The organism is Amycolatopsis sp. NBC_01307 (assembly GCF_035975215.1).
GTDB lineage: Bacteria > Actinomycetota > Actinomycetes > Mycobacteriales > Pseudonocardiaceae > Amycolatopsis.
Window position 1 is genome coordinate 7,614,864 of the sequence record NZ_CP108403.1, and the last position, 24,365, is coordinate 7,639,228.

The 24,365-nt window shown below is 67.9% G+C and carries 21 protein-coding genes; 14 read left to right on the forward strand and 7 right to left on the reverse strand.

Going from position 1 to position 24,365, the window contains the following annotated elements:
* Positions 1-13: 13 nt before the first annotated feature.
* The gene (locus OG439_RS33230; protein ID WP_326944638.1) at positions 14-2,647 is read right to left on the reverse strand and encodes a hypothetical protein; all 2,634 of its coding nucleotides are present in this window, start codon (positions 2,645-2,647) and stop codon (positions 14-16) included.
* A 770-nt stretch (positions 2,648-3,417) separates the two neighbouring features.
* Between OG439_RS33230 and OG439_RS33235 the strand changes: the two genes are divergently transcribed.
* From OG439_RS33235 to OG439_RS33260, 6 genes are all read left to right on the forward strand, one after another.
* On the forward strand, positions 3,418-5,142 hold the full coding sequence (locus tag OG439_RS33235) for a TIGR03767 family metallophosphoesterase (protein ID WP_326944639.1): 1,725 nt from the start codon (positions 3,418-3,420) through the stop codon (positions 5,140-5,142).
* A 111-nt stretch (positions 5,143-5,253) separates the two neighbouring features.
* Positions 5,254-5,655, forward strand: coding sequence for a PaaI family thioesterase (locus tag OG439_RS33240; RefSeq protein ID WP_326944640.1), 402 nt, complete (start codon positions 5,254-5,256; stop codon positions 5,653-5,655).
* Between the two features lie 71 nt (positions 5,656-5,726).
* Positions 5,727-6,989: a peptidase C39 family protein gene (locus OG439_RS33245; RefSeq protein ID WP_326944641.1), complete on the forward strand. Its 1,263-nt coding sequence runs from the start codon at positions 5,727-5,729 to the stop codon at positions 6,987-6,989.
* 71 nt (positions 6,990-7,060) lie between these two features.
* Positions 7,061-7,195, forward strand: a complete 135-nt coding sequence (locus tag OG439_RS33250) for a hypothetical protein (RefSeq protein WP_326944642.1) — start codon at positions 7,061-7,063, stop codon at positions 7,193-7,195.
* A 146-nt stretch (positions 7,196-7,341) separates the two neighbouring features.
* Positions 7,342-8,439 carry an S-(hydroxymethyl)mycothiol dehydrogenase gene (locus tag OG439_RS33255; protein WP_326944643.1) on the forward strand — a complete coding sequence of 366 codons (1,098 nt, stop codon included), beginning with the start codon at positions 7,342-7,344 and terminating at the stop codon, positions 8,437-8,439.
* Between the two features lie 65 nt (positions 8,440-8,504).
* Entirely contained in the window at positions 8,505-9,068 is a 564-nt protein-coding gene (locus tag OG439_RS33260) for a gamma-glutamylcyclotransferase family protein (protein WP_326944644.1), read from the forward strand.
* On the opposite strand, the gene OG439_RS33265 is transcribed toward OG439_RS33260, so the two are convergent.
* Positions 9,065-10,684: an FAD-binding oxidoreductase gene (locus OG439_RS33265; RefSeq protein WP_326944645.1), complete on the reverse strand. Its 1,620-nt coding sequence runs from the start codon at positions 10,682-10,684 to the stop codon at positions 9,065-9,067. The genes OG439_RS33260 and OG439_RS33265 overlap by 4 nt on opposite strands.
* 97 nt (positions 10,685-10,781) lie before the next feature.
* On the opposite strand from OG439_RS33265, the gene OG439_RS33270 reads away from it, so the two are divergent.
* The 6 genes from OG439_RS33270 to OG439_RS33295 all read left to right on the forward strand — a co-directional run bounded on the left by OG439_RS33270 (position 10,782) and on the right by OG439_RS33295 (position 16,400).
* Positions 10,782-11,345 (forward strand): TetR/AcrR family transcriptional regulator, encoded by a 564-nt coding sequence (locus OG439_RS33270; protein WP_247063704.1) that lies wholly within the window; start codon positions 10,782-10,784, stop codon positions 11,343-11,345.
* Positions 11,342-12,883, forward strand: coding sequence for a glycerol-3-phosphate dehydrogenase/oxidase (locus OG439_RS33275; RefSeq protein ID WP_326944646.1), 1,542 nt, complete (start codon positions 11,342-11,344; stop codon positions 12,881-12,883). Before OG439_RS33270 ends, OG439_RS33275 begins: the two co-directional genes overlap by 4 nt.
* 587 nt (positions 12,884-13,470) lie before the next feature.
* Positions 13,471-13,740, forward strand: a complete 270-nt coding sequence (locus OG439_RS33280; protein ID WP_247058337.1) for a helix-turn-helix transcriptional regulator — start codon at positions 13,471-13,473, stop codon at positions 13,738-13,740.
* A complete protein-coding gene (locus OG439_RS33285; RefSeq protein ID WP_326944647.1) occupies positions 13,737-14,291 on the forward strand; it encodes a hypothetical protein in 555 nt (184 codons plus the stop codon). Before OG439_RS33280 ends, OG439_RS33285 begins: the two co-directional genes overlap by 4 nt.
* Positions 14,284-15,213: an ABC transporter ATP-binding protein gene (locus OG439_RS33290; protein WP_326944648.1), complete on the forward strand. Its 930-nt coding sequence runs from the start codon at positions 14,284-14,286 to the stop codon at positions 15,211-15,213. The genes OG439_RS33285 and OG439_RS33290 overlap by 8 nt, the downstream gene beginning before the upstream one ends.
* Positions 15,210-16,400, forward strand: a complete 1,191-nt coding sequence (locus OG439_RS33295; protein ID WP_326944649.1) for an ABC transporter permease — start codon at positions 15,210-15,212, stop codon at positions 16,398-16,400. Before OG439_RS33290 ends, OG439_RS33295 begins: the two co-directional genes overlap by 4 nt.
* 42 nt (positions 16,401-16,442) lie before the next feature.
* Here OG439_RS33295 and OG439_RS33300 read toward each other — a convergent pair whose 3' ends face one another.
* The 4 genes from OG439_RS33300 to OG439_RS33315 form a co-directional block, all read right to left on the reverse strand.
* On the reverse strand, positions 16,443-17,789 hold the full coding sequence (locus tag OG439_RS33300) for a cryptochrome/photolyase family protein (RefSeq protein ID WP_326944650.1): 1,347 nt from the start codon (positions 17,787-17,789) through the stop codon (positions 16,443-16,445).
* Between the two features lie 127 nt (positions 17,790-17,916).
* Positions 17,917-19,233 carry a citrate synthase gene (locus OG439_RS33305; protein ID WP_326944651.1) on the reverse strand — a complete coding sequence of 439 codons (1,317 nt, stop codon included), beginning with the start codon at positions 19,231-19,233 and terminating at the stop codon, positions 17,917-17,919.
* A 197-nt stretch (positions 19,234-19,430) separates the two neighbouring features.
* Entirely contained in the window at positions 19,431-20,372 is a 942-nt protein-coding gene (locus OG439_RS33310; RefSeq protein WP_326944652.1) for a carbohydrate kinase family protein, read from the reverse strand.
* A 41-nt stretch (positions 20,373-20,413) separates the two neighbouring features.
* The gene (locus OG439_RS33315) at positions 20,414-20,989 is read right to left on the reverse strand and encodes a TetR/AcrR family transcriptional regulator (RefSeq protein WP_247058349.1); all 576 of its coding nucleotides are present in this window, start codon (positions 20,987-20,989) and stop codon (positions 20,414-20,416) included.
* A 104-nt stretch (positions 20,990-21,093) separates the two neighbouring features.
* On the opposite strand from OG439_RS33315, the gene OG439_RS33320 reads away from it, so the two are divergent.
* Both OG439_RS33320 and OG439_RS33325 read left to right on the forward strand, forming a co-directional pair.
* Positions 21,094-22,230, forward strand: a complete 1,137-nt coding sequence (locus tag OG439_RS33320) for an acyl-CoA dehydrogenase family protein (protein WP_326944653.1) — start codon at positions 21,094-21,096, stop codon at positions 22,228-22,230.
* A gap of 289 nt (positions 22,231-22,519) precedes the next feature.
* The gene (locus OG439_RS33325) at positions 22,520-23,059 is read left to right on the forward strand and encodes a Uma2 family endonuclease (protein ID WP_326944654.1); all 540 of its coding nucleotides are present in this window, start codon (positions 22,520-22,522) and stop codon (positions 23,057-23,059) included.
* A 69-nt stretch (positions 23,060-23,128) separates the two neighbouring features.
* Here OG439_RS33325 and OG439_RS33330 read toward each other — a convergent pair whose 3' ends face one another.
* A complete protein-coding gene (locus OG439_RS33330; protein WP_326944655.1) occupies positions 23,129-24,346 on the reverse strand; it encodes an amidohydrolase in 1,218 nt (405 codons plus the stop codon).
* Between the last annotated feature and the right edge of the window lie 19 nt (positions 24,347-24,365).

The window sequence follows — 24,365 nt, forward strand, 5'->3', positions numbered from 1 at the left end:
GTTTCGATCTACCCTATGGTTGTTTTGGCGATAGCCAGCTCTGTAGACCTTTTATATGCGGATTCTCCGAATCTCGTTCAGACCCACGCGAGACATATTCGCCAGCGCGGGAGCGATCATGCAGTGCAACTGCAAGCCAGGCCATCCTCGAGTAGTCGGTTGCCGTGGCCTGACCCTGCTCCGCGTCAAGTCTATTCAACAACGTTTCAACAAGTACAGCGAACTCATCTTCAGGCATCGCCAAAAGCAAACGGGACGTGGTCAATGAGCTTATTCGCCAAGCCGCCCTGCTAGCCAAGTCGAAGGAGGCTCCTGGCTGAATGCTACGACTCACTAGAGCCTGCGCTTCACCGACATAGTCGCCAACTCGACGACATAGATTGGCCAGCCGCTCCCATGCAGTTAGATCATCAGGAGACTCTTCCAAATAGTGACGAACACTCTCAATAGCTAATCGATTGCCGGCTTCCGTTTGCTGCTCTTCATATAAGTTTGATAACATCATCCACGCCGGAGCGTATCTCCTGGCGATATGCTCCAAGACGGGCCTATAAGTCTCCAGTGCCTCACCACTCGATCCCTCTTGAATCTTCTCCGCGACAGCCTTGAACATCCGGACCAGCCTGGGCCGAATGCCGTGCCCAACATCCGAACCTCGTGCAGCACCAAACATATGCAGAAACTGCAGATCCGCCTCAATTGCGCTCGCCAGCGGGCTAACTAAGAGCTTTTTTCGGCCAAATAATGCTGCAGCCAACGGAACGGCAAGAAATTCATCTCCATCATCTGACCGAGATGGGTCAACCATGGAACTGAGAATCAACTGATCGACAGCCTTGCCAGGATCAAGAGGCTCGTCAGCAGCTCGAAGCAAAGTCGCCTCTATAGCAAGACGCGGTACAACTGAACGCCATCCACAAAGGGTCAAGAAAATCCTTCTAGCCAACGGGCTCAACTGATTGTAAGTCCGCTCAAATAAAGCCTGAAGGAGATCGTCTTTTCCTGCAATTATTTGACTGAGATCAGTCCATTTTTGATGATTCGCAATGTCTCCCAGCAGCAGCTTTGCCACATAAGGATGGCCGTCCGACTGATCGAAAAGCTGGGCCCGATGAGCTTCGGACAAAAGATTGGACACGCCAAGCTGAACCGCAGTCGCCGATACCAGCTTGTCGAACTCTTCGCGCCGCATTCCCCCGACTTCCACCGGGTAATCGCCCTTGAAATCACGAAGTCTGGTTGTAATGAGAATCTTATTAGGCGATCTGACATAGGTGTCCAGCCATTCGTATATAGCTTGCGGGTCCCTAACCGTCTCAAAGTTATCAAAGACAAAGAGCATAGGATCGCCCTCTCGTTTACCAAGCTGATCCGCCAGGTAATCTACCTTCTTAAAACCTTTCCGAGCAGCTTCAATCGGCTCGATAAGGCCTATAAACTGATCCGCAATATCGGCAATGCTGACAACGCGCGGGCGAACGACTTTAGGACCTCGCTCAGCGAGATCGACATCTCTTGCAGAAAACCAAAGTATTGCAAGGTACCGCGTTTTCTCGTCACTCGAATTTGCCATTCGATGTAGGACTTCGACCGCGAGTGAAGTCTTCCCTGTGCCACCGCGACCAACCAAAGTAACAATGGCATGTCTATCATTGGTTAGCACGGCTTCTAAAGAGCTCTCAAGCTGCGGCCGGTCGATGTAGTCCCGCTTCCTCGGCGGCAAGTTGCCAAAAATCTCACCTTGCGCCTCCAGGTTGCCAAGCCCCTCCGTCTCACTTGTCGGCAGCTGCGTCGGCGGCGTCACATAGCGCTGCGCATCCAGATATTTTCTCGTGTCATTTACATATGACAGAGCCTCAAATTTTACCTCGTTATAACCACCATTGCAGAGAAAGAAGTCACTGAGTTCTACATCAGAAAACATGAGCGGCACAGGACGCGGCGTCACCCCGAATACGACATACACTCCGTCTTCGTATGAAGAGTCGTTATTGCGCTTCAAATGATCCAAAGCTGCGACACTTTCAGAGATGGGGACTACGCGATACTTACCCGAAAGATTCCTATGCAGGTAAGCCCACTCGCGTTGAAACATCTTGAAGTTATCGATGATTGCATTTATCGACAACTCAAGTGCTACCACAATTTGAGCACTCGTCCCAATGGTGGTAGCGCCATGTCCTCGCGTCTTGTTTCTCAGCCACGTAAAATGCCGCGCCCAGATCCGCAACCCCACCCGGGTGGGATGATCAGACCAGTACGAACTGTCAATGACTCGACAGGCTTCGAGCATCGAGTTCAAGGCTTTCGCCTGCCATGAATCCGCAGCCTTCAAGTCATAGTTTTTCGTCAGTTCAACTCTATCCGGAAACGAGTCGCTTGTCAGAGTCGCAGCTGACGGACCAGTAAGGAGGTCATCCAGGGCGTCGCACCACTCACCTAAACCACTAGCCCTAACAAGGCCGTATTCCAGCCGATACCTATGCCTATCGCGGTCATCTTCTGTTGCGGCGAGCATTCCCGCGACAATAACCTTCAGGGTTAGCTCGCCAAGAAACATCAACTCAAATAACACGGTCATGTCATCGCTGTCTTCTCGCGACCGCGCAAGTCGTTCCCGCATGCGCGTGATCGGAATCATAGGCATCTTTCAATCCTAAGATGAGGCTAGATCGCTTGGAAACACCGACTCATCCCCAGCCGCAATATTCACCAAAATGTGACCGGCAGACCATGTTGCAAGACATCGACTTGCTTCCGACAAGAAGCAAAGGCACTCTACGCAGCAGCGATACCGCTGCGTATCACACCTAAGACCGGGCCATCTGCGGTCGCAGGATGATGTTCCGACCATGCAAGCCCACTGAAATCCAAGCCATCGCTTCGTTCGCAGACTCTAAGCAATCGAGTGAGACCCGACAGCGCAGGTAAGGAGCGGTGTCGACGGAACGACGTCACCGCGCAAGAGGCAGGTGCAACTAAATTCGCCTGCTACCAGCCAGAACAGCACCTTCTTTCCCGGCCCGACCTGGTACGCCCGTCGTCGGCGCGCAGTATGGGGTGCGAACTTAGGCGGCGCACCAGCCGGCAGGGCGATGGCGATCGCAGGCCTGGTTCATGGATCATAGATACCGTGCTATAGCGAGGCGGCCATGTCGATCTTCGTCGCCTTCTTCAGGGCGGTCACTGCTTCCAGCATCGCCTCCTAACGACCGCAGCACCCATCTCCGAGCGGGCGTAACCGTCGTCGATACGCCGCAGCGGCGGAAATGACCACGACCTTCGGCGGTACACCCCACCCAGCCACCGTGACATGGTGAACCCAAGTGTCACGGTGAATGTTTTTCATGTTCACCGTGTGGTCAACGTCGTCCGGCACGGTGCTGGGCAACCGAGATACCTGGGGAGCGAGACACCATGGCCGAACTCACGCGGCGCACCTTCGCCACCGCCGGCGCCGCCGGTCTCGGGCTGCTGCTCTGCACGCCCACCGCGAACGCGCTCGACCGCGCGCTGCGGCTCACCTCCACCCGCTCCGTCAGCACCGCCGGGACGACCCTCGAGCAGGTCGCGACCGGCGGCGGCACCACGACCTACTCCCGGCTGAGCGCCGGCCCCGGCTGGCCGCTCGTCGTCCGCGGCGATCTCGCCGCCCCGCAGACCGGGCGCGACGACCGGCGCCGCGCGCTCAGCGCGTTCGTGCAGTTCACCGACCTGCACATCACCGACACCGAAAGCCCCGCGCGCTTCGAGTACCTGCACCCCTACATCGGCTCCGCGCACCGGCCGCAGGAAGCGCTCGGGACCGTCGCGACCAGCGCGCTCGTCGAACGCGTCAACAGCGTGCGGCAGGGCCCGTTCACCGGCCGGCCGTTCGACCTCATGGTCACCACCGGCGACAACACCGACAACCACGAGCTGATCGAGCTCGACTGGTTCCTCAAGCTGCTCAACGGCGGCAGCATCACGCCGAACTCCGGCGACGCGAGCGCGTACGAAGGCGTCCAGAACTCCGGGAACAGCACGTTCTGGAACCCGGCCACCCCGGGCGCCGACGCCTACTCCGCCAAGGGTTTCCCGCAGCTGCCCGGCCTGCTCGAAGCGGGCATCGGGACGTTCACCGCGCCGGGTCTCGACGTCCCGTGGTTCTGCACCTTCGGCAACCACGACGACAGCATCGTCGGCTCGCTGCCGGCCCAGATCCCCGGCATCGACGCCTGGTACACCAGCAAGTACAAGGTGATCGGCAAGGACGAGAGCACCGCGAAGAAGCTCGCCGCGGCCATCAAGAAGCCGGGCTCGAGCGTGCCCGTCGCCGAGCTGTTCGGCGGCGGGGGCACGATCCGCGAGATCACGCCGGACGCGCGTCGCCGCCCGTTCAGCACCGGCGAGTTCGTCCGCGCGCACCTGGACACCGCCAACACCGGCCCCGGCCCGGTCGGGCACGGCTTCGGCGCCGACAACGCCGACGGCAAGGCCGTCTACTACACGTTCCGGATCGCGCCGGGCATCACCGGCATCAGCCTCGACACGACGACCGACGCCGGGTTCGCCGACGGCTCGATCGGCCTCGCGCAGTACAGCTGGGTCGAGTCGACGCTCAAGCGCGGCAGCTCGGCGTACTACGACTTCTTCGGCCGCAAGGTCACCCACAGCGTCACCGACGAGCTGTTCCTGCTGTTCAGCCACCACACCAGCGGCTCGATGGGCAACCTGCTGCCGGACTCGCGCCACCTGCTCGACCCGCGCCTCGACGGCAACGCGTTCGTGGCGCTGCTCAAGCGCTTCCCGAACGTGCTGGCCTGGGTCAACGGCCACACGCACCGCAACCAGATCACCGCCCACGCCGGCGGCACGCCGAAGCAGAGCTTCTGGGAGATCAACACCGCGTCGCACGTCGACTTCCCGCAGCAGGCCCGCATCGTCGAGGTAGCGGACAACGCCGACGGCACGTTGTCGCTGTTCACGACGTTGATCGAGGCGGAAGCACCGTACGCCGTGGATTACGACGCCCGGACCCCGCAAGCGCTTGCGTCCCTGTACCGCGAGCTGTCGTACAACGACATCCACGTCGACCTGGGCCGCGTCGGCTCGGACGCGGACCACAACACGGAACTGCTGCTCGTCAACCCGCTGTCCTGAGTCTTCCGCGGCTTGTCGTGAGTGGTTAGGGCGGTTCTAACCGCCCTAACCACTCACGACTACCCCGGAGGTAATCGACCCGCGGCGCCGGCGTCCGGCAAGCTGCGAGGCATGACCGATCCCGAGGGCACGCAGCTCTTCCACCGCTCCATGCCGTTCTCCGAACGCCTCGGCGTCGAGGTTCTGGAGCACGGGCCCGCGCTCGTGCGCAGCCGGCTGAAGTGGGACGAGAGCCTCTGCACGCTCGGCGGCGCGCTGCACGGCGGCGCGCTCATGGCGCTGGCCGACTCGACCGGTGCCGTGTGCGCGTTCCTCAACCTGCCCGAGGGCGCGCAGGGCACGACGACCGTCGAGTCGAAGACGAACTTCCTGCGCGCGGTGCGTTCGGGCTACGCCACTGCGTCGTCCGGACCACTGCACGCGGGCCGCAAGTTCGTCGTGGTGGAGACGGAGATCCACGACGACGACGGCAAGTTGGTCGCGAAAGTGACACAGACCCAGGCCGTCCTCTAGGTACCTGTTTACATACCCGGCCGGACCGGCGAAAATCCCTGGCTACTGGGTGGGTCGAACGAGGAGCCGGGATGCGGGTACGCAGTTTGTTCTCCATATTGTCCGTTGTGATGCTGACGGCGGTGACCGCGCAGGTCGCCGAGGCCGCGCCCGGCCGGCCGGGCGACGACGAGTCGATCGACTACCACGAGTGGGCAGGCGGCCGCCTGCACGAGGGCAGCTTCGCCGGGCTCGCGCTGACCCGCGACGGCCTGCGCATCACGCGCCCGATCGGCACGGTCGAGCACGCCGAGCCCGAGCTGGGCACGACGAAGACGTACGAATACGGCCAGTGGACGTCCCCGTCGTACCGCCAGGGCTTCGGCGCGACGCAGCTGGTGTCGTCGTGGAACGCGCAGACGCCGGCGAAGACCTGGCTGCAGGTCGAGGCGCAGGGCAAGACGGCGGCGGGCGCGGAGACCGGCTGGTACGTGATGGGCCGCTGGGCCAGCGGCGACGCCGACATCCTGCGCACCAGCGTCGACGGCCAGGACGACGCGAACGCCCTGGTCGACGTCGACACGCTGGTCACGAAAGCCGGCGTCACGCTCAAGTCGTACAAGCTGCGGATCAGCCTCTACCGCGAGGCGGGCTCGCACGCGACGCCGTCAGTGACGTCGCTGGGCGCGATGACCTCGGCGGTGCCGAGCCGCTTCGACGTCCAGACGACGAAGCCGGGCCGCGCGAGCGGGATCGAGCTGAAGGTGCCGGCGTACGCGCAGAACCTCCACAAGGGACAGTTCCCGCAGTACGGCGGGGGCGGCGAGGCGTGGTGCAGCCCGACGTCGACGGAGATGGTGGCCGAGTACTGGGGCAAGAAGCCGTCGGCGGCGGAGATGTCGTGGATCCCATCGGACTACGTCGACCCGTCGGTGGCGTTCGCGGCGCGCTACACCTACGACCACGCGTACGACGGCACGGGCAACTGGCCGTTCAACACGGCGTACGCGGCGTCGCGCGGGCTGCGCGGGCACATCACCCGGCTGCACTCGCTGAACGAGCTGGAGAACTACATCGTCCGCGGCATCCCGGTGATCACGTCCCAGTCGTTCCTGGCCGACGAGCTCGACGGCGCGGGCTACGGCACGGCGGGCCACATCATGGTGGTGGTCGGCTTCACCAAGGACGGCGACGTGATCGTCAACGACCCGGCGTCGAGCAGCAACGACCGGGTGCGCAACGTCTACAAGCGGGACCAGTTCGAGAAGATCTGGCAGCGCACGCAGCGCTACCGCGCGGACGGAACCGTAGCGGGCGGCCCGGGCGGGATCGCGTACATCATCACCCCGGCGTAGCCCTCGACGTGTCGTGAGGGGCACCCCCAGGGACGTTGTGTCCCTCAGGGTGCCCCTCATGACTGTCCGCGATGACCTGGCCGGACCAGCGCTGGGTGGCGGCACACCACCCGGGGCAGGCACTGCTCCACACCGTCACGCCGAGCGTCGGCCTCGCGCCGGGTGACCTCGACGTCATCGACGCCTGGCTCGCCACGCACGCATAGGCCATCGCCAAGTCCGGCCGCACAGTTGCATAGAGCGCAACACCGTGCACCCTCCGCATCGACTCTCACTCATGCGGATGTCGCCATCTGCGCGTGATCCGTGGCAAGCTGCGGACGAACCAGCAGTGCAGCCGGAAGGTGGATACATGCCGTACGAGGTCCAGGGGGTCGTTTCGCGGGCGAAGGGCGAGCCGGTCTCGCTGGAGACGGTTCTGGTGCCCGATCCCGGGCCCGGCGAGGCCGTCGTCAACGTTCAGGCCTGCGGGGTCTGCCACACCGACCTGCACTACCGCGAAGGCGGGATCAACGACGACTTCCCGTTCCTGCTCGGCCACGAGGCCGCGGGCGTCGTCGAGGCCGTCGGGGACGGCGTCACCGACATCGAACCCGGCGACTACGTCATCCTCAACTGGCGCGCGGTCTGCGGCACCTGCCGGGCCTGCAAGCGCGGCAAGCCGTGGTACTGCTTCTCGACGTTCAACGCCACCCAGCCGATGACGCTCGCCGACGGCACCAAGCTGTCGGCCGCGCTCGGCGTCGGGGCGTTCCTCGAGAAGACGCTCGTCCACAGCGGACAGTGCACGAAGGTCAGCCGCGACGCCGAACCGGCCGTCGCCGGGCTGCTCGGCTGCGGGGTGATGGCCGGGCTCGGCGCGGCGATCAACACCGGCGCCGTCACCCGCGGTGACTCGGTCGCGGTCATCGGCTGCGGTGGCGTCGGCGACGCGGCCATCGCGGGCGCGAAGCTGGCCGGTGCCACCACGATCGTCGCGATCGACATGGACGACCGGAAGCTGGAGTGGGCCAAGGACTTCGGCGCCACCCACACCGTCAACAGCCGCGGGCTCAGCGAAGAAGCCGTCGTCGAGGCCATGCAGGACGCCACCAGCTCCTTCGGCCCGGACGTCGTGATCGACGCCGTCGGCCGGCCGGAGACCTGGCGCCAGGCGTTCTACGGCCGCGACCTGGCCGGGACCGTCGTGCTCGTCGGCGTGCCGACGCCGGAGATGCGGCTGAACGACCTCCCGCTGATCGACTTCTTCTCGCGCGGCGGCTCGCTCAAGTCGTCCTGGTACGGCGACTGCCTGCCGAGCCGCGACTTCCCGATGCTGGTGGACCTCTACCTGCAGGGCCGGCTGCCGCTCGACAAGTTCGTCACCGAGCGGATCGGCGTCGACGGCGTGGAGCAGGCCTTCGAGCGCATGCACCACGGCGACGTCCTGCGTAGCGTGGTGACGTTCTGACGCTCTTCGTCGACGAGGACTACCCGGCCGACCCCTACCCGGGGACCCGGCCGGGCTTCTCCTTCGTGCACACCGACGGCGCCGGCTACCCGCTGGACACGGCGCCGGAGGGCTGGCGGGAACGCCAGGCCGTGCTGGCGTACGGCTCCAACGCGAACCCGTCGAAGATCAGCTGGATGCGCGCCGAGCTGGGCCTGCGGGGCCCGGTCGTCGTCGCGCACGCCCGGTGCGACGGCCTCGCCGCGGTCTGGGCGTCCGGCCTGCGCTACCGCGACGGCCAGCGCCCGGCGACGCTCACCGCGCTGCCGGGCGTCGAGGAGCACGCCGTCTGGTTCGTGACGCCGGACCAGCTCGCGGTGCTGGACGTCTGCGAGGGCCGCGGCAACCGCTACCACCTCGTCCGGCTGACCGACCCGGACATCACGCTCGAAGACGGCAGCAAGGTTACCGACGTCCTGGCCTACATCGGCGCGATGCCGATCCGCTTCCCGTTGCTGGTCGACGGCAAGCCCGTCCGCACCGCCGACGTCCCGCAGGCGCAGGCCGTCGAGCTGCGGGGCGAGGAAGCGGCCGGTCCGGGCGTCGCGTGCGAGGTCGTCGAGCCGCCGGACGGGCGTACCTTCCCCTAGATCAGCTTCCCGGGGTTCAGGATCCCGGTCGGGTCCACCGCGGACTTCGCCGCGCGCAGCACCTCGACGCCGAGCTTGCCGATCTCCGCGCTCAGGTACGGCGCGTGGTCGACGCCGACGGCGTGGTGGTGCGAAATCGTGCCCAGGCCGCTGATCGCCTCGCACGCCGCGGCCTTCGCGCGCTGCCACTGCCCGACCGGGTCGGCCTGGTCGCGCGCGGTCAGCACCGTGAAGTACAGCGACGCGCCCGTCTCGTACGCGTGCGAGATGTGGCACATGACGATCGCGCGGCCCAGCGACGCCGTCAGCGCCGCGCGGACGTCGTCGCGCAGTTCGTCCACAGTGGACCAGTACGTCGCGGTCTCCAGCGTCTCGACGCACACGCCGCGGTCCATCAGGGCGTCACGCTGGCGCGGGCCGCCGAACCGGCCGTGCCGCCAGGACTCGCCGAGCGCCTTGCCGACGCGCACCGCGCCGAGCGCCTTCAGCCGGCGCGTGGTCTCGCGGCGCCGGACCGCGACGTCGTGCGCGGTGCCTTCCCAGCCGACGATGAGGAAACACGGCCGCCGCACCCCGCGCGCGGCCAGGTACCTGCGCAGCGCCGTCGTCTTGAGCCCGGCGTTCAGCGCGAGCGACACCTCAGTTTCGTCCACATCGGACAGCCGGGTGACGTCGGCGAGCACGTGGTTCTGGGCGAGGTCGCGGACCGCCGCCGCGCCGGCTTCCCAGCCGGGCAGCGCGTAACCCTCGTACCGCTTGACCGGCGGCGCCGACCGGACGCGCAGCGAGACCTCCGTGATGACGCCGAGCGTGCCTTCGCTGCCGACGGCGAGCTGGCGCAGGTCCGGCCCGGCCGCGGACGCCGGGGCGACGCCGAGCTTCCACTCACCGCGCGGGGTGGCCAGCCGGACGCCGGTGACCATGTCCTCGAACCGGCCGTAGCCGGCCGACGCCTGGCCGGCCGAGCGCGTCGCCGCGAAGCCGCCGATCGTGGCGCGTTCGAACGACTGCGGGATGTGCCCGAGCGTCAGGCCGCGCTCGCCGAGCAGCCGCTCGGCTTCCGGTCCGCGGACGCCGGCCTGCAGCACGGCGATGCGCGATTCGGTGTCGACCGACACCAGCGCGTCGAGCCGGACTAGGTCGAGCGCGATCACGGACGTCTTCCCGCCGCTGAGCGCCGCGACCCCACCGACCACAGAGGTCCCGCCGCCGAACGGGACAACTCCGACATCGTGCTGCACGCAGACGTCGAGCACGGCCTGGACCTCGTCCGGCCCGGCGGGCAGCACGACCGCGTCCGGCACCGGGAAGTCCGCCGCGGACGACCGACGGCGCAGGAGATCCAGGTAGGACAGCCCGGTGGCCCGTGCGAGCCGCGCCGCGTCGTCGACCAGCACGTTCGCGGTTCCGACGACCTCGGACAGCGCTTCCACTGCAGACTCGGCCAAACTTGACGACGGTATTTTCACCGTCAATTCGGCCACCTGTGCAGCGCTGGGAGCCACCTGGCCTATACGCTGTTCAAGCCACTTCGCCGCCCGCGCGGGCAGCTGGGCGGCATCGGCGGCTTCCGCGGTCCAGGACTGACGGAGACGGTGGTCAATCAGCTCGTTCACGACTACAGTGTGACATATGGACGTGAAACGTCACACCACGCAGACCGCGGGATCTTCCGCGCTCGCGGACACCCGTAACCGGCAGACGGCGACGCGAGTGGCCGATGACGTGCTGCTCGACGCCGCGCGCACCTGCGTGCTGGCCGTCGGTGTGCGCCGCACCACACTCGCCGAAATCGCCCGCACCGCCCGCGTCAGCCGGATGACGGTCTACCGCCGCTTTCCGGACGTGCGCAGCGTGCTCGCCGCGTTGATGACGCGCGAGTTCAGCGGCTTGCTCCGCACGGCGAGCGAACGCGGCGCCGAGGCGGCGGACAGCCGCGAGCGGCTCGTGCTCATCGCCTCGGCCGGCATCCGCGCGCTGTCGAACGACCCGCTGTTCCGCACGCTGCTCGACGTCGACCCCGAGCTGGTGCTGCCGTACATCGTGGAGCGGCTCGGCGCGACCCAGCGGTTCGCCGAGCAGGTGCTGCACCAGCTGCTCGAAGCCGGCCACCAGGACGGCTCGGTCCGGCGCGCGCCGGTCGCGGCGCAGGCCCGGTCGGTGCTGTTGCTGGTCCAGTCCTTCGCGTTCTCGCTGCGGCCGGCCACGATGGACCTCGACCCGGCGGCGCTGATGGCGGAGTTCACCCACGTGCTCGACGCGGCCTTGAAACCATGACCTCCGGTTCGCTCAACGCGCGGCGCCGCGAACGCGAGCTCGCGGAACTGGCGTCGGGCGAGCGCGTCGACGTCATCGTGGTCGGCGGCGGCGTCACCGGCGCCGGGATCGCGCTCGACGCGGCGTCCCGTGGTCTGTCGGTGGCGCTCGTCGAGGCGCACGACCTCGCCTTCGGGACGTCACGCTGGTCGTCGAAGCTCGTCCACGGCGGACTGCGGTACCTGGCGCACGGCGAACTGGGCTTGGCGCACGAGAGCGCGGTCGAGCGCGGCATCATGATGACGCGCACGGCACCGCACCTCACGCGCGCGATGCCCCAGCTGTTCCCGTTGTACCCCAGCACATCCCGGACGCAGCAGGCGCTGGTGTCGGCAGGCTTGCGCGCGGGCGACGGCCTCCGCCGAGCCGCGCGCACGCCGTCGTCGGTGCTGCCGCGTCCCCGCACGATCCCCGCGGCCGAAGCGTTGGCCCTGGCGCCCGGGTTGTCCCCTTCCGGCTTGCGCGGAGCCTTGCTGGCGTACGACGGCGCTCTTGTCGACGACGCTCGCCTGGTGGTTTCCCTGGCCCGAACAGCCGCGACGTTCGGAGCACGCATCCTCACGCGGCTGTCGGCGCTCTCGGTGACGGCCGACCGCGTCCGCGTCCGCGACGGCGTTTCGGGCGACGAACTGGACCTGGTCGCCCGCCAGGTGATCAACGCGACGGGCGTCTGGGCCGGCACGCTGACCGGCTCGGTCCGCCTGCGCCCGTCGCGCGGTTCGCACCTGGTGCTGGCGCCAGGGACGGTCCCGATGGGCACGACGTCGATCAACATCGGCGTGCCGGGCGAGACCAACCGCTTCGTGTTCCTGCTCCCCCAACCGGACGGCCGCGTCTACTTGGGACTGACGGACGAGCCGGTCTCAGGCCCGTTGCCCGACGTGCCAACGGTTCCCGAGTCCGATGTGGACTTCCTGCTGTCACTGGCGTCGTCGGTCCTGTCACGCCCGCTGACCCGCGACGACATCGCGGGCTCGTACGCCGGCCTGCGCCCGCTGATCGAGGGCACGGGCGGCCGATCGGCGGACCTGTCCCGCAAACACGCGGTACTGGCGGGTTCCGACGGCCTGCTGACGGTGGTGGGCGGCAAGCTCACGACGTACCGGCGCATGGCGGAAGACGCGGTCGACGCCGCGGTGCGACTGGCCGGGCTGTCGGCCTCCCCTTGCCGAACGGCCAGAATTCCGTTGCTGGGCGCGGCCCGCCGCGAGGACCTGTCCCTTGTGGACGCCCCGGCCCGCTTGGTGGCCAAGTACGGCACGGAGGCCCCTCGGGTGGCGGCACTGGGCGAGCTGGACGCGGAGTTCGCGGCACCGGTATCGCCGAGCACGGAGATCACGGCGGCGGAGATCGTCTGGGCGGTCCGCAACGAGGGCGCGTTGGACATCGAGGATGTGTTGGAGCGCCGGACCCGCTTGGCCCTGGTCCCAGCGGACGCCGCCGCGGCGACCCCACGAGTGGCCGAACTGGTCGACAAAGCCCTGGCCGGCCTGGCCTGACGCCGAGACGGCACTTTCACGTGAAAGTGCCGCTTGGCGGGCGAAGAGCACGCGACCCGACGCACCGACCGCCGCTCACTCCACCCGCGCCCCGACCGCTAGCCGTTGATGGAGGTTTCGGGACGTTGAACGTCCCGAAACCTCCATCGTCAGAAGCATTCATCCGCGAACGATCGCACCGGCCCTCCGACGCGGCCGTGGCAACACCGCGGCTGCGGACCGGTCGGCAAGCCTCGCCCCAGGGCGGCACTTTCACGTGAAAGTGCCGCTCGAATCCGGCCAGCGCCCTGCCGCGGCAGCCCCGCCACGAACGTCCCAGCAAACGCCCACCACCTGGCCTGCCCCCACCCAGGGAACCGCCAGCCAACACCGCCGTTGAATCTCGCCGGCCACGCCCGCCGCCCAAAAGCAGCCCCCGCCCTCTCCGGGGGACCGGCCCCGCTTCCAGCGTATCGGCACCCCCCGACAAACCCCGCGAAAAGCCGTCGCCGAGGCCGAGCTGTCCACATCACGGGGAGGCTGTGGACAAGCAGGCTTGATGTTCTCTTAGGTTGACGAGTCGTTGGGTTTTTGCAACAGTACGTTTCATGAGTCCGGTCAGACGCGGCAAGGAGCTGCCGATCCACAACCGGCTTCCCGTGCTCCGTGCGGAGCGGGGGATGAGCCGGGCCGCGTTGGCGAATGCCGTCGAAGTGAACCCGCAGACCATCGGGGCGCTCGAGCGCGGCGACCACTATCCGAGCCTGGACCTGGCCTTCCGGATCTGCGCGGTGTTCGACCTGCCGGTCGAAGCGGTGTTCAGCCGCGAGCCGTTCCTGCCACTGTCCACCCAGGTTTACCGCGAGGGGGGAGCATGACCATGATCGAACAGCAGGGTCGGCTGGCGGCCTACTGGGAACGTCAGCTCGACAAGATGGACGAACGCGAACTGCGGCACGCCCAGCGGCTGCCGGGCTGGCGCGACCGGCGGCACCGGCGTGCGCTGGCCGGGGTGCTGGTCGTTGCCGACCTGGTGCTCGTCGGCAGCGCGGCCGTCTTCACCTTGGTCTCGCCGTGGCTGTACTTCGGCCTCTGGATGGGCTCGCTGCTGGCCGGCGGAGCCGCCTTCACGCTGCTGAAGATCCTGACCGGCCGGATGAGCGGGAGCTTCTCCCGGCTGCTGGACGAGCGCGAACGCGAGTGGCGCCACCGCGTCACCTACATCGGCTATCTGGCGCTCGTCGCGCTGATGCTGGTCGCGATGTTCTACACCCTGGTCGTCGCCGGGCAGGCCGAGGGCGCGTTCCGCGGCGTGATGATGATGTCCGCGCTGCTGGTCACCGGCACCACCGTCCCGCCCGTCGTGCTGGGCTGGTCGCTGCCGGACGACGACCCCGAGGATTTCGAAGATGGGGACACACATGAGTGAGGGGAACCTGGAGATCGACGCGATCTCCAAGCGCTACGGCGCGAAAGTGGCGCTCGACGGCGTCACGTTCGACGTCCGCGCCGGGGAGCTGTTCGGCTTCGTCGGCAGCAACGGCGCGGGCAAGACCACGACGATGCGGATCGCACTGGGGGTGCTGGCCGCGGACGGCGGCGAGGTCCGCTTCGACGGCAAGCCGATCACGCACGAAACCCGCACGCACATCGGCTACATGCCGGAGGAACGCGGGCTGTACCCGAAGATGAAGGTGCTGGACCAGCTCGTCTACCTCGCCGAGCTGCACGGCCTGACCACGAACGAAGCCCACCGCAACGCCGAAACCTGGATCACCCGGCTCGGCCTGGCCGAGCGCCGCAAGGACGAGGTGCAGAAGCTCAGCCTCGGCAACCAGCAGCGCGTCCAGCTGGCCGCGGCGCTCGTGCACGACCCGGCCGTGCTGGTGCTCGACGAGCCGTTCTCCGGCCTCGACCCGCTGGCCGTCGACGTGATGAGCGCGGTGCTGCGCGAGAAGGCCGCGGCCGGCGTGCCGGTCGTGTTCTCCAGCCACCAGCTCGACCTCGTCGAACGGCTCTGCGACCGCGTCGGGATCATCCGCAACGGCCGGATGGTCGCCGTCGGCACCGTCGGCGAGCTGACCGCCGAAGCCGGCAGCAAGCTCGTGGTGACGGCGCCGGGTGCGCGTCCCGGCTGGGCCGCGAGCCTGCCCGGCGTGCGCGTGCTGGAGGAACACGACACGACCACCGTGCTCGGCCTCGAACCGAGCGCCGACGACCAGGCCGTGCTCGCCGCGGCGCTGTCGACCGGGCCGGTCACCGAGTTCAGCCACCGCCGCCGGACACTGACGGAGCTGTTCCGCGACGCCGTCTCTCAGAACGACACAGCGGACAAGGGGGAGCCACGATGAGGACGCTGAGTGGCCGGCGGGCTGTCTGGCTCGTGATGAAGCGCGAGCTGAACACGCGGCTGCGCACCCGCTCGTTCGTGATCGGCACCGTCGTGATGCTGGTGCTGCTGCTGGGTTACGTCGGGTTTCAGACGGCGCTGGCCGGGGCGGCGGACAAGCGCACGGTCGGGCTGACCGGGCAGGCCATCGGGATCGCCCAGCAGCTGCAGACCAAGGCGGCGCAGTCGGGCCAGCAGATCTCGACGGTCATCGTCACCGATCCCGCCGAAGGCAAGCAGAAGGTCGAGGACGGCGACTTCGACGCGCTCGTCTCGGGCAGCGCGGCGAAGCTGACCGCCACCTACAAGTCCTCTTTGGACACCAGCCTGCGCACGGTGCTCGACCAGGTCGCGCAGCAGCAGGTGCTCGACGGCGTCCTCTCGGCCGCGCAGCTCGAACCCGCCGACGTGATGGCGCAGGTCAACGGCACCCACGTGCAGGACGACGCGCTGTCGCCGGAGCCCGCCGACCACACGGAACGGCTCATCCTCGGCGTGATCGTCGCGTTCCTGCTCTACATCAGCATCATCACCTACGGCATGATGGTCGCCCAGGGCGTCGTCGAAGAGAAGTCGAGCCGGGTCGTGGAGATCCTGCTCGCCAGCGTGCGGCCGTGGCAGCTGTTGCTGGGCAAGGTGATCGGGCTCGGCCTGGTCGGCCTGACGCAGCTCGTCATCCTCACCGTCGCCGGGCTGATCGCGGCGACGGCGACCGGCGTGCTCTCCCTGACCGGCTTCGCGACCGGCGCGTTGCTGTGGGGCCTGCTCTGGTACCTGCTCGGGTTCCTGTTGTACGCCACGATCTACGGCGCGCTCGGCTCGCTCGTGTCGCGGCAGGAGGACACGCAGTCCGTGGTCGGGCCGATCAACATCGTGCTGATCATCGGGTTCGTCTCCGGGTTCAACCTGCTCCTGCAGGACCCGGACGGCACGGCGACCAAGGTCGTCTCGCTGATCCCGCTGCTCTCGCCGATCCTGATGCCGGCCCGGATCGCGACCGGCGCCGCGACGGGCTGGGAGATCGGGCTGTCGCTCGGCCTGACCGTCGCGCTGGTCGCGCTGCTCACCTGGCTGGGCGGCAAGATCTACGGCAACAGCGTGCTGCGCATCGGCAGCCGCATCAAGCTGTCGGAGGCCCTGCGCGGCTGACCGGTCGTGAGTGGTAATGAGGGTTAGAACCCTCATTACCACTCACGAGGTGATCTTGCCGTACCGCTCCAAGGACACCTGGCGCTCGTGGGCGTGGTCGACCATCGGCTCCGGGTAGTCCGCGGGGCGGTCCTTCAGCTTGTGGACCGCTTTCCCTGCCACCGGACGCAGTTCCGGCACGTACTTGCGGACGTAGTCGCCGTTCGGGTCGAACTTCTCGCCCTGCGTCGTCGGGTTGAAGATCCGGAAGTACGGCGCCGCGTCGGTGCCGCTGCCCGCGACCCACTGCCAGTTCAGCTGGTTCGACGCGAGGTCGCCGTCCACGAGGTGGTTCATGAAGTGCCGCGCGCCCTGCCACCACGGCAGGTGCAGGTCCTTCACCAGGAAGCTCGCGACGACCATCCGGACGCGGTTGTGCATCCAGCCTTCGGCCAGCAGCTGCCGCATCCCGGCGTCGACGATCGGGTAGCCCGTCTTCCCGGCGCACCACCGGTCGAAGGCCTCGCGGTCGTCGTCGTGGCTCATCTTGTCGAAGCGCTTGTCGTAGTTCTTGCGCGCGGTTTCCGGGCGGTGCCACAGGACGTCGGCGTGGAACTCGCGCCAGCACAGCTCGCTGCGCAGCGACTTCGCGCCGACGCGGTCGTCACCGGCGAGGTCCGCCAGCAGCGTCCGCGGGTGGACGCACCCCCAGCGCAGGTACGGCGAAATCCGCGTGGTGCCTTCACGGTCCGGCCGGTCGCGGTCCTCGTCGTAGGTGTCGACGCCGCCGTCGAGGAAGGCGTGCCAGACGTCCAGCGCGGCCTGCTCCCCCGGCTCGGGCAGCACCGCGGACACGCGCGGCGGCTTGGGGATCTTCAACGACTTCGGCGGCTCGACCCAGTCCACAAGGGACGGTCCGGTGTCCGCGGGCGCGCGCCAGCCGTGCGCGGTCCAGGCGCGGAAGAACGGCGTGAAGACGCGGTACGGGTCGCCGTCCGGCTTGGTGACGCGCCCGGGCGCCACCGCGTACGGCGAGCCCGTCTCCACCCAGTCGATGTTGTTCTCCGCCAAGGCCTTCGCGACCTCGGCGTCCCGGCGACGGCCGTACGGGCCGGTGTCGGCGCTGACGTGCACCGCGGACGCGCCGATCTTGCGCGCGGCCCGGACCACTTCGGCCGCCGGGTCGCCGCGCACCAGCATCAGCCGGCCGCCGAGCTGCTCGTCGAGCTTCTCCAGGCAGCCGTAGAGGAACGCCGTCCGCACATCGCCGGACGGCTTCAGCAGCGCCTCGTCGAGGACGTACAACGCGAGGACGTGCTTGCTGTGCTTCGACGCTTCCAGCAGGGCAGCGTGGTCGCCCAGCCGCAGGTCGCGGCGGAACCACAGGACAACCGGCGCTTCTTTGGTCACGCCGGACAACGATAAGCGCCCCGCCGTGCCAGTGCACGACGGGGCGCTGTATCAGCCGGGGCTGCGCCCCGGGCCGGGGGCTCCGCCACCCGGAGCCCCCGAAAACGCCGGATCGGGGTTAGAACCCTCAGCGCTCCGACATCGGGGTGTAGTCCCGCGACGCGTGGCCGGTGTAGATCTGCCGCGGGCGGCCGATCTTGGTGGCCGGGTCGTTGATCATCTCGCGCCAGTGCGCGATCCAGCCCGGCAGGCGGCCGAGCGCGAACAGCACCGTGAAGAACTTCGTCGGGAAGCCCAGCGCCCGGTAGATCAGGCCGGTGTAGAAGTCCACGTTCGGGTACAGCTTGCGCGAAACGAAGTAATCGTCCGAAAGCGCGGTTTCCTCGAGCTTCTTGGCGATGTCGAGCAGCTGGTCGCCGCCCTTCAGCTTGCCGAGGATCTCGTCGGCGGTGTTCTTGATGATCTTCGCGCGCGGGTCGTAGTTCTTGTAGACCCGGTGCCCGAAGCCCATCAGCTTCACGCCCTTTTCCTTGTTCTTCACCCGCTCGACGAACTTGGCGACGTCGCCGCCGTCGTTCTTGATGCCCTCGAGCATGTCGAGCACCGCGGCGTTCGCACCACCGTGCAGCGGGCCGAACAGCGCGTTGATGCCGGCCGAGATCGAGGCGAACAGGTTCGCCTCGGACGAGCCGACCAGGCGCACGGTCGAGGTCGAGCAGTTCTGCTCGTGGTCGGCGTGCAGGATGAACAGCAGGTCGAGCGCCTTCGCGACGTCCGGGTCGACCTCGTACGGCTCGGCCGGGAAGCCGAACGTCATGCGGAGGAAGTTCTCGACCAGGCCGAGCGAGTTGTCCGGGTACAGCAGCGGCTGGCCCACGGACTTCTTGTACGCGTACGCGGCCAGGGTCGGGACCTTGGCGAGCAAGCGGATGGTGGACAGCTCGACGTTCGGTTCGTCGAACGGGTTGAGCGAGTCCTGGTAGAACGTCGACAGCGCGGACACGGCGCTGGACAGCACCGGCATCGGGTGCGCGTCGCGCGGGAAGCCGCTGAAGAACGCCTTGAGGTCTTCGTGCAGCAGCGTGTGGCGCTGTATCTTCTGGGTGAAGTCGGAAAGCTGGGCTTCGGTCGGCAGTTCACCGTAGATCAGCAGGTAGGAGACCTCGATGAAGGTCGACTTCTCGGCCAGCTGCTCGATCGGGTAACCCCGGTAGCGGAGGATGCCGGCGTCGCCGTCGATGTAGGCGATGGCCGACGACGCGGCGCCGGTGTTGACGAAACCGGGGTCGTAGGTGATGTACCCCGTCTGCGCCAGCAGCTTCCCCAGTTCGATCCCGGGCGCGCCCTCGACCGGGTGGACGATCTTGAATTCGTGCTCGCCACTCGGAAGGCTCAGCTTCGCGGTTTCGCCGCCGGACTGCCCCGCAGTCGTCGCGTCGGACATGCAAGTCCCTCTCACGTTGGGCACGGGACGGCGGCGCCTGTAGGTTCCACAGGTAGCCACGTGTTCACGCGAGGAAACACTGGCGCCTCGCTGCACACCGCCCCGCTGGGGTATGAAGAATGCCCCTCTACGCTAGTCGAGAACCCCGGCACCGCGCAGCGGTGACGTTGCCCCTGGTACCCGCTTTGGGACCAGGTTCACACGGTGGATGCCATATCGGCCGATGTGGGCGGCTCCGCGCCACTGCGCGACACGGTGATCGAGGCGGCTTTCGCGGCGAAGGTGAGGGCTTCGCGCCACGCGTCCGCGTCCAGAGAGGCCAGGTCCGAGACCTCGCGGGTGGTCAGCCAGGCCAGCAGGGCCCCCTGCACGGTGTCGCCGGCGCCGATGGTGTCGACCACCGTGACCTTGCGCGACGGCACGTGGGCCACCTCACCTGCGGCGGTGATCACCGCGACGCCGTCGGCGCCCCGGGTGAGCACGACCGCGTCCACACCGGACTCGACCCACGTCTTCGCGGCGGCGACCGGGTCGGCGCCTTCGGTGAGCCACGCGGTGTCGTCGTCGGAGATCTTCAGCAACCGGACGTCCGGCAGCCACGACGCGAACCGGGCGCGGTAGACGGCCGGATCGGTGATCAGCGCTTCGCGGATGTTCGGGTCGAGCACGGTCAGCACCCCGCGGGCGGCCTCGCGCCGCAGCATCGCCTCGTACGCCGACGCGCCGGGCTCGAGGACCATGCCGAGCGTGCCGAGCGAAAGCGCGGTGACCTGCTCCGGCAGCGCGCCGGGGTCGGCGACGAGCCGATCCGCCGTGCCCTCGACGTAGAACGTGTAGTGCGCGGCGCCCTTCGCGTCGAGCGCGACGACGGCCAGCGTCGTCGGCTCGTCGCCGCGCTGCAGCAGCGACGTGTCGACGTCGGACGCGTGCAGCCGCTCGACCATCGCCTCGCCGAAGCGGTCGGTGGACACCCGCGACAGGAACGCCGTCGGCACGCCGAGCCGGCCCGCGGCCAGCGCGACGTTGTACGGCCCGCCGCCCAGGCGCGGCAGCAGCGCGCGCAGCCCACCGTCCACAGTGGAGTCCAGGGGGTCACCCGGGACGAGGTCTACGAGCGCTTCTCCGCCTACGACGATCACGCGGCGAGTTTAGAGGAGATTCAGCTGACAATTCCTGTCCGCTATTTGTTCAGCCCGCCGAGCAACAGCTCACCCAGTGCGGTGAACGCTTCGGCGTCCGACACCTCGGTGCGCTGGGCGAGCACGCCGGTCTGGATGCCCTCGACGATCAGCCCGGTCATCTCGGCGATGAGCCGGGCGTGGACGTCGCGGAAGACGCCGTCGGCGACGCCCTTGTCGATGAACGCGTGGATCCGCTGCGCCGCGAACCGGCTGTTGACCTGGTAGGTCTCGCGCGCCGGGGCGAACTCGGCGATGTCGCGCATGAAGGTCGCCGACGCGCGGTTCAGGTGCTCGGCGACGCCGGCCAGGTACTCGCCGATGAGCTTGGGCGCGTCGTCGATCCCGGCGATCCGCTCCTCGATGCGCGCCGCGGCGCCGCGGAAGAACTGGGCGACGACCTTGACGGCGAGCTGCTCCTTGCTGGGCGCGAGCGCGTAGAGCGTCGACTTCGAGCAGCGCAGGCGGGCGGCGATGTCGTCCAGGGTGAAGGCGGCGAAACCCTCCGCGAGGAAGAGGGCCTCGAGGTCGGCGAGCAGGGCGCGCTGCCTCGCGGTGGGCCTGCGACTGGCTTCCATCGGACCACTATCTCCTACGTCTCGCGGCCACCCCAGGCTCGTCGTACTGTACTCTCGACAGACCCACAGTACTGTTTTCAGTACCGTTGTCTGGGAGGACGACCATGCCTGCCGAACGCCTGCTGCCCGATTCGGACGCCGAAGACCTGGTCGCGCTGGCGACCGAGATCGCCCGCGACGAGCTGGCACCCCGCGCGGCCGAGGCCGAGGAGGCCGAGCGGTTCCCGCGCGAGCAGTTCCGGCTGCTCGGCAAGTCCGGCCTGCTGGGGCTGCCGTACGCGGATCGCTGGGGCGGCGGCGACGTGCCGTACGAGGTGTACCTGCAGGTCCTGGAGGAGATCGCGGCCGCGTGGATGACGGTCGGCGTCGGGCTCTCGGTGCACACGATGTCCTGCTACGGCCTGGCGAACTGGGGCACGGACGAGCAGCGTGACGAGTGGCTGCCGGACATGCTCGAAGGGGGTTTGCTCGGCGCGTACGCGCTGTCGGAGACGCAGGCGGGCTCGGACGCGGCCGCGTTGTCGACCCGCGCGCGGCTCGACGGCCCGGACTACGTCGTCAACGGCACGAAGGCGTGGATCACCCACGCCGGCGTCGCGGACTTCTACACGACGATGGTCCGCACGAGCGAGCAGGACATCTCCTGCCTGCTGGTCGACGGCTCGACACCCGGCCTCTCGGCGGCGGCGCGCGAACGGAAGATGGGCCTCACGGGCTCCCCGACGGCCCAGCTGAACTTCGACAACGCCGTGGTGCCCGCTTCGCGGCTCATCGGCGCGGAGGGGCAGGGACTTCGGATCGCTTTGTCGTCCCTTAGTTCCGGACGCCTGGGCATCGCGGCGTGCGCGGTGGGCCTGGCGCAGGCGGCGCTGGACGAGGCGGTCACCTACGCGAAGGGCCGCTCGCAGTTCGGCCGCCCGATCATCGACTTCCAGGGCGTCGAGTTCCTGCTGGCCGACATGGCGGCCACGGTCGAGTCGTCGCGGGCGACGTACCTGGACGCGGCCCGGCGGCGCGACCGCGGGATGCCGTTCCAGCGCCAGGCGTCGATCGCCAAGCTGGTCGCCACGGACGGCGCGATGAAGGTGACGACGGACGCCGTCCAGGTCCTCGGCGGGGCCGGCTACACACGCGACTTCCCGGTGGAGCGGTACATGCGGGAGGCGAAGGTCCCGCAGATCTTCGAAGGCACGAACCAGATCCAGCGCATGGTCATCGCCCGCGAACTGAAGGCCTCTTAGCCCGGCTACCCCGAACCCGCGTGATCCGAGCCGTAACTCGCGTGATCCGGGCCGGAACTCGCGTGATCCGGGCCGGAACTCACGTGATCCGAGCCGTATCCGACGTGATCCGAGCCGTATCCGGCGTGATTGGGGCCGGAACTCGCGGTTCCGGCCCCAATCACGCGAGTTCCGGCCTCAATCACGCGAGTCGCGGCTTCGATCACGCGGGTTACGGGTTGTCGGCCGGGGGTCTTGTAACCCGGTCCAGCGAAGGCTGTCGCACGGCCGGCACGGATACCGTTACCCCATGTCCGGCCGTCTGCTGTCCGTCGAGGAGTATCGAGCGCTCGGGGAAACCGACCGCGGTTTCACCGAACTGGTGGAAGGCCGGGTGGTGCCGTCGCCCGGCGCCGGCCGGAGGCACAACATGGCCGCGTGCCGGCTGGCCGGACAGCTCGAACGGCAGTTGCCGCGCGATCTCGCCTTCGCCCTCGGCACCGACCTTGACCTGCAGCTGGCGCCGCACGGCGAGCCCGGCTTCTCCCGCCGCCCGGACCTGCTGGTCTTCGATCGGGCCGCGGTCGCGCGCGCCGGCGACCTGATCCGCGCCGACGAGGTGGCCGTGGTCATCGAGATCGTGTCGCCGGGCTCCCGGCGCACCGACTACCGGGTGAAGCACGACGAGTACGCCGACGCGGGGATCCCGCACTACTGGATCGTCGACCTCGGCGAGCCGGTCTCGCTCGCCGACTGCCGCGGCTACATGGACGCTGCCGCGGTCACCGGGACCTTCGCGACCGACGTCCCGTTCCCGGTCAAGCTCGACCTCGACGCCCTGCTGTCGTGAGGTGAATAGACGGACGACACGCTGGAACCGCCCGGTAACCGGCGTGTCGTCCGTCCGCTCTGGGGACGGTCAGCGGGACTCTCGGTACCGGCGGTCCGCCGATACGCCTTCGCCCAGCTGCTCGTCGAAGTGGTACACCTCGGCGCCGCGGACGAAGACCCGCAGGGCGCGGTTCATCACGTCCAGCGGGTCGCCGGACCAGAGGACGACGTCCGCGTCCAGGCCCGGCTTCAGTGAGCCGATCTGACTGTCCAGACCCAGCATCTCAGCTGGGTTGACGGTCAGCGACTTGAGGGCCGTGTGCGGGTCGAGGCCGTCCTTGACCGCGAGCGCCGCCTGGTAGACCAGGAAGTTGATCGGGATCACCGGGTGGTCCGTGGTGATCGCGATCTTGACGCCGGCGCGGGCCAGGATGCCCGCGGATCGCAGCGTGCGGTTGCGCAGCTCGACCTTGGACTTCGTGGTGAACAGCGGCCCGAGGATGACCGGGACGTCGCGCTCGGCGAGCAGGTCCGCGATCAGGTGGCCTTCGGTGCCGTGGTTGATCACGAGCTTGTAGCCGAACTCGTCGGCGAGGCGGATCGCCGTGACCATGTCGTCCGCGCGGTGGACGTGCTGGTCCCAGTACAGCTCGCCGTCGAGGACCTTGGCCAGGACCTCCTGGGTCAGGTCGACCTCGTGCGGCTTGCCCTCGGCGGCCGCGTGGTCGCGCTTCGCCTGGTAGTTGCGGGCCTTGGTGAACGCCTCGCGCAGGATCGCCGCGACGCCCAGCCGGGTCGACGGCGTCTGCTTCTTCTCGCCGTACACGCGCTTCGGGTTCTCGCCGAGTGCGCTCTTCACGCTGACGTGCTCCGCGAAGACCATGTCGAGGATGCTGCGGCCCCAGGTCTTGACGCCGATGGTCTGGCCACCGATCGGGTTGCCCGACCCGGGCTTGATGACGACGCTCGTGACGCCGCCGGCCAGCGCGTCGTCGAAGCCGGGCTCGTACGGGTCGATGCCGTCGATCGCGCGGAACCGGGCGCCGTTCGGGTCGGTCATCTCGTTGGTGTCGTTGCCGGACCAGCCTTCGCCGTCCTCGTGGACGCCGAGGTGCGCGTGGGCGTCGATGAAGCCGGGCAGCACCCAGGTGCCGGCCGCGTCGACCAGTTCGGCGTCCTCCGGGATGTCGACGTCGGCCTCCGTGCCGATCGCGACGATCTTGCCGTCGTCGATCAGGACCGTGCCGTTGTCGATGGGATCACCGTCGATGGGGACGACGTAGCCCCCGACAATTGCCTTCGCCATAGTTCGCCACGCTAACGAA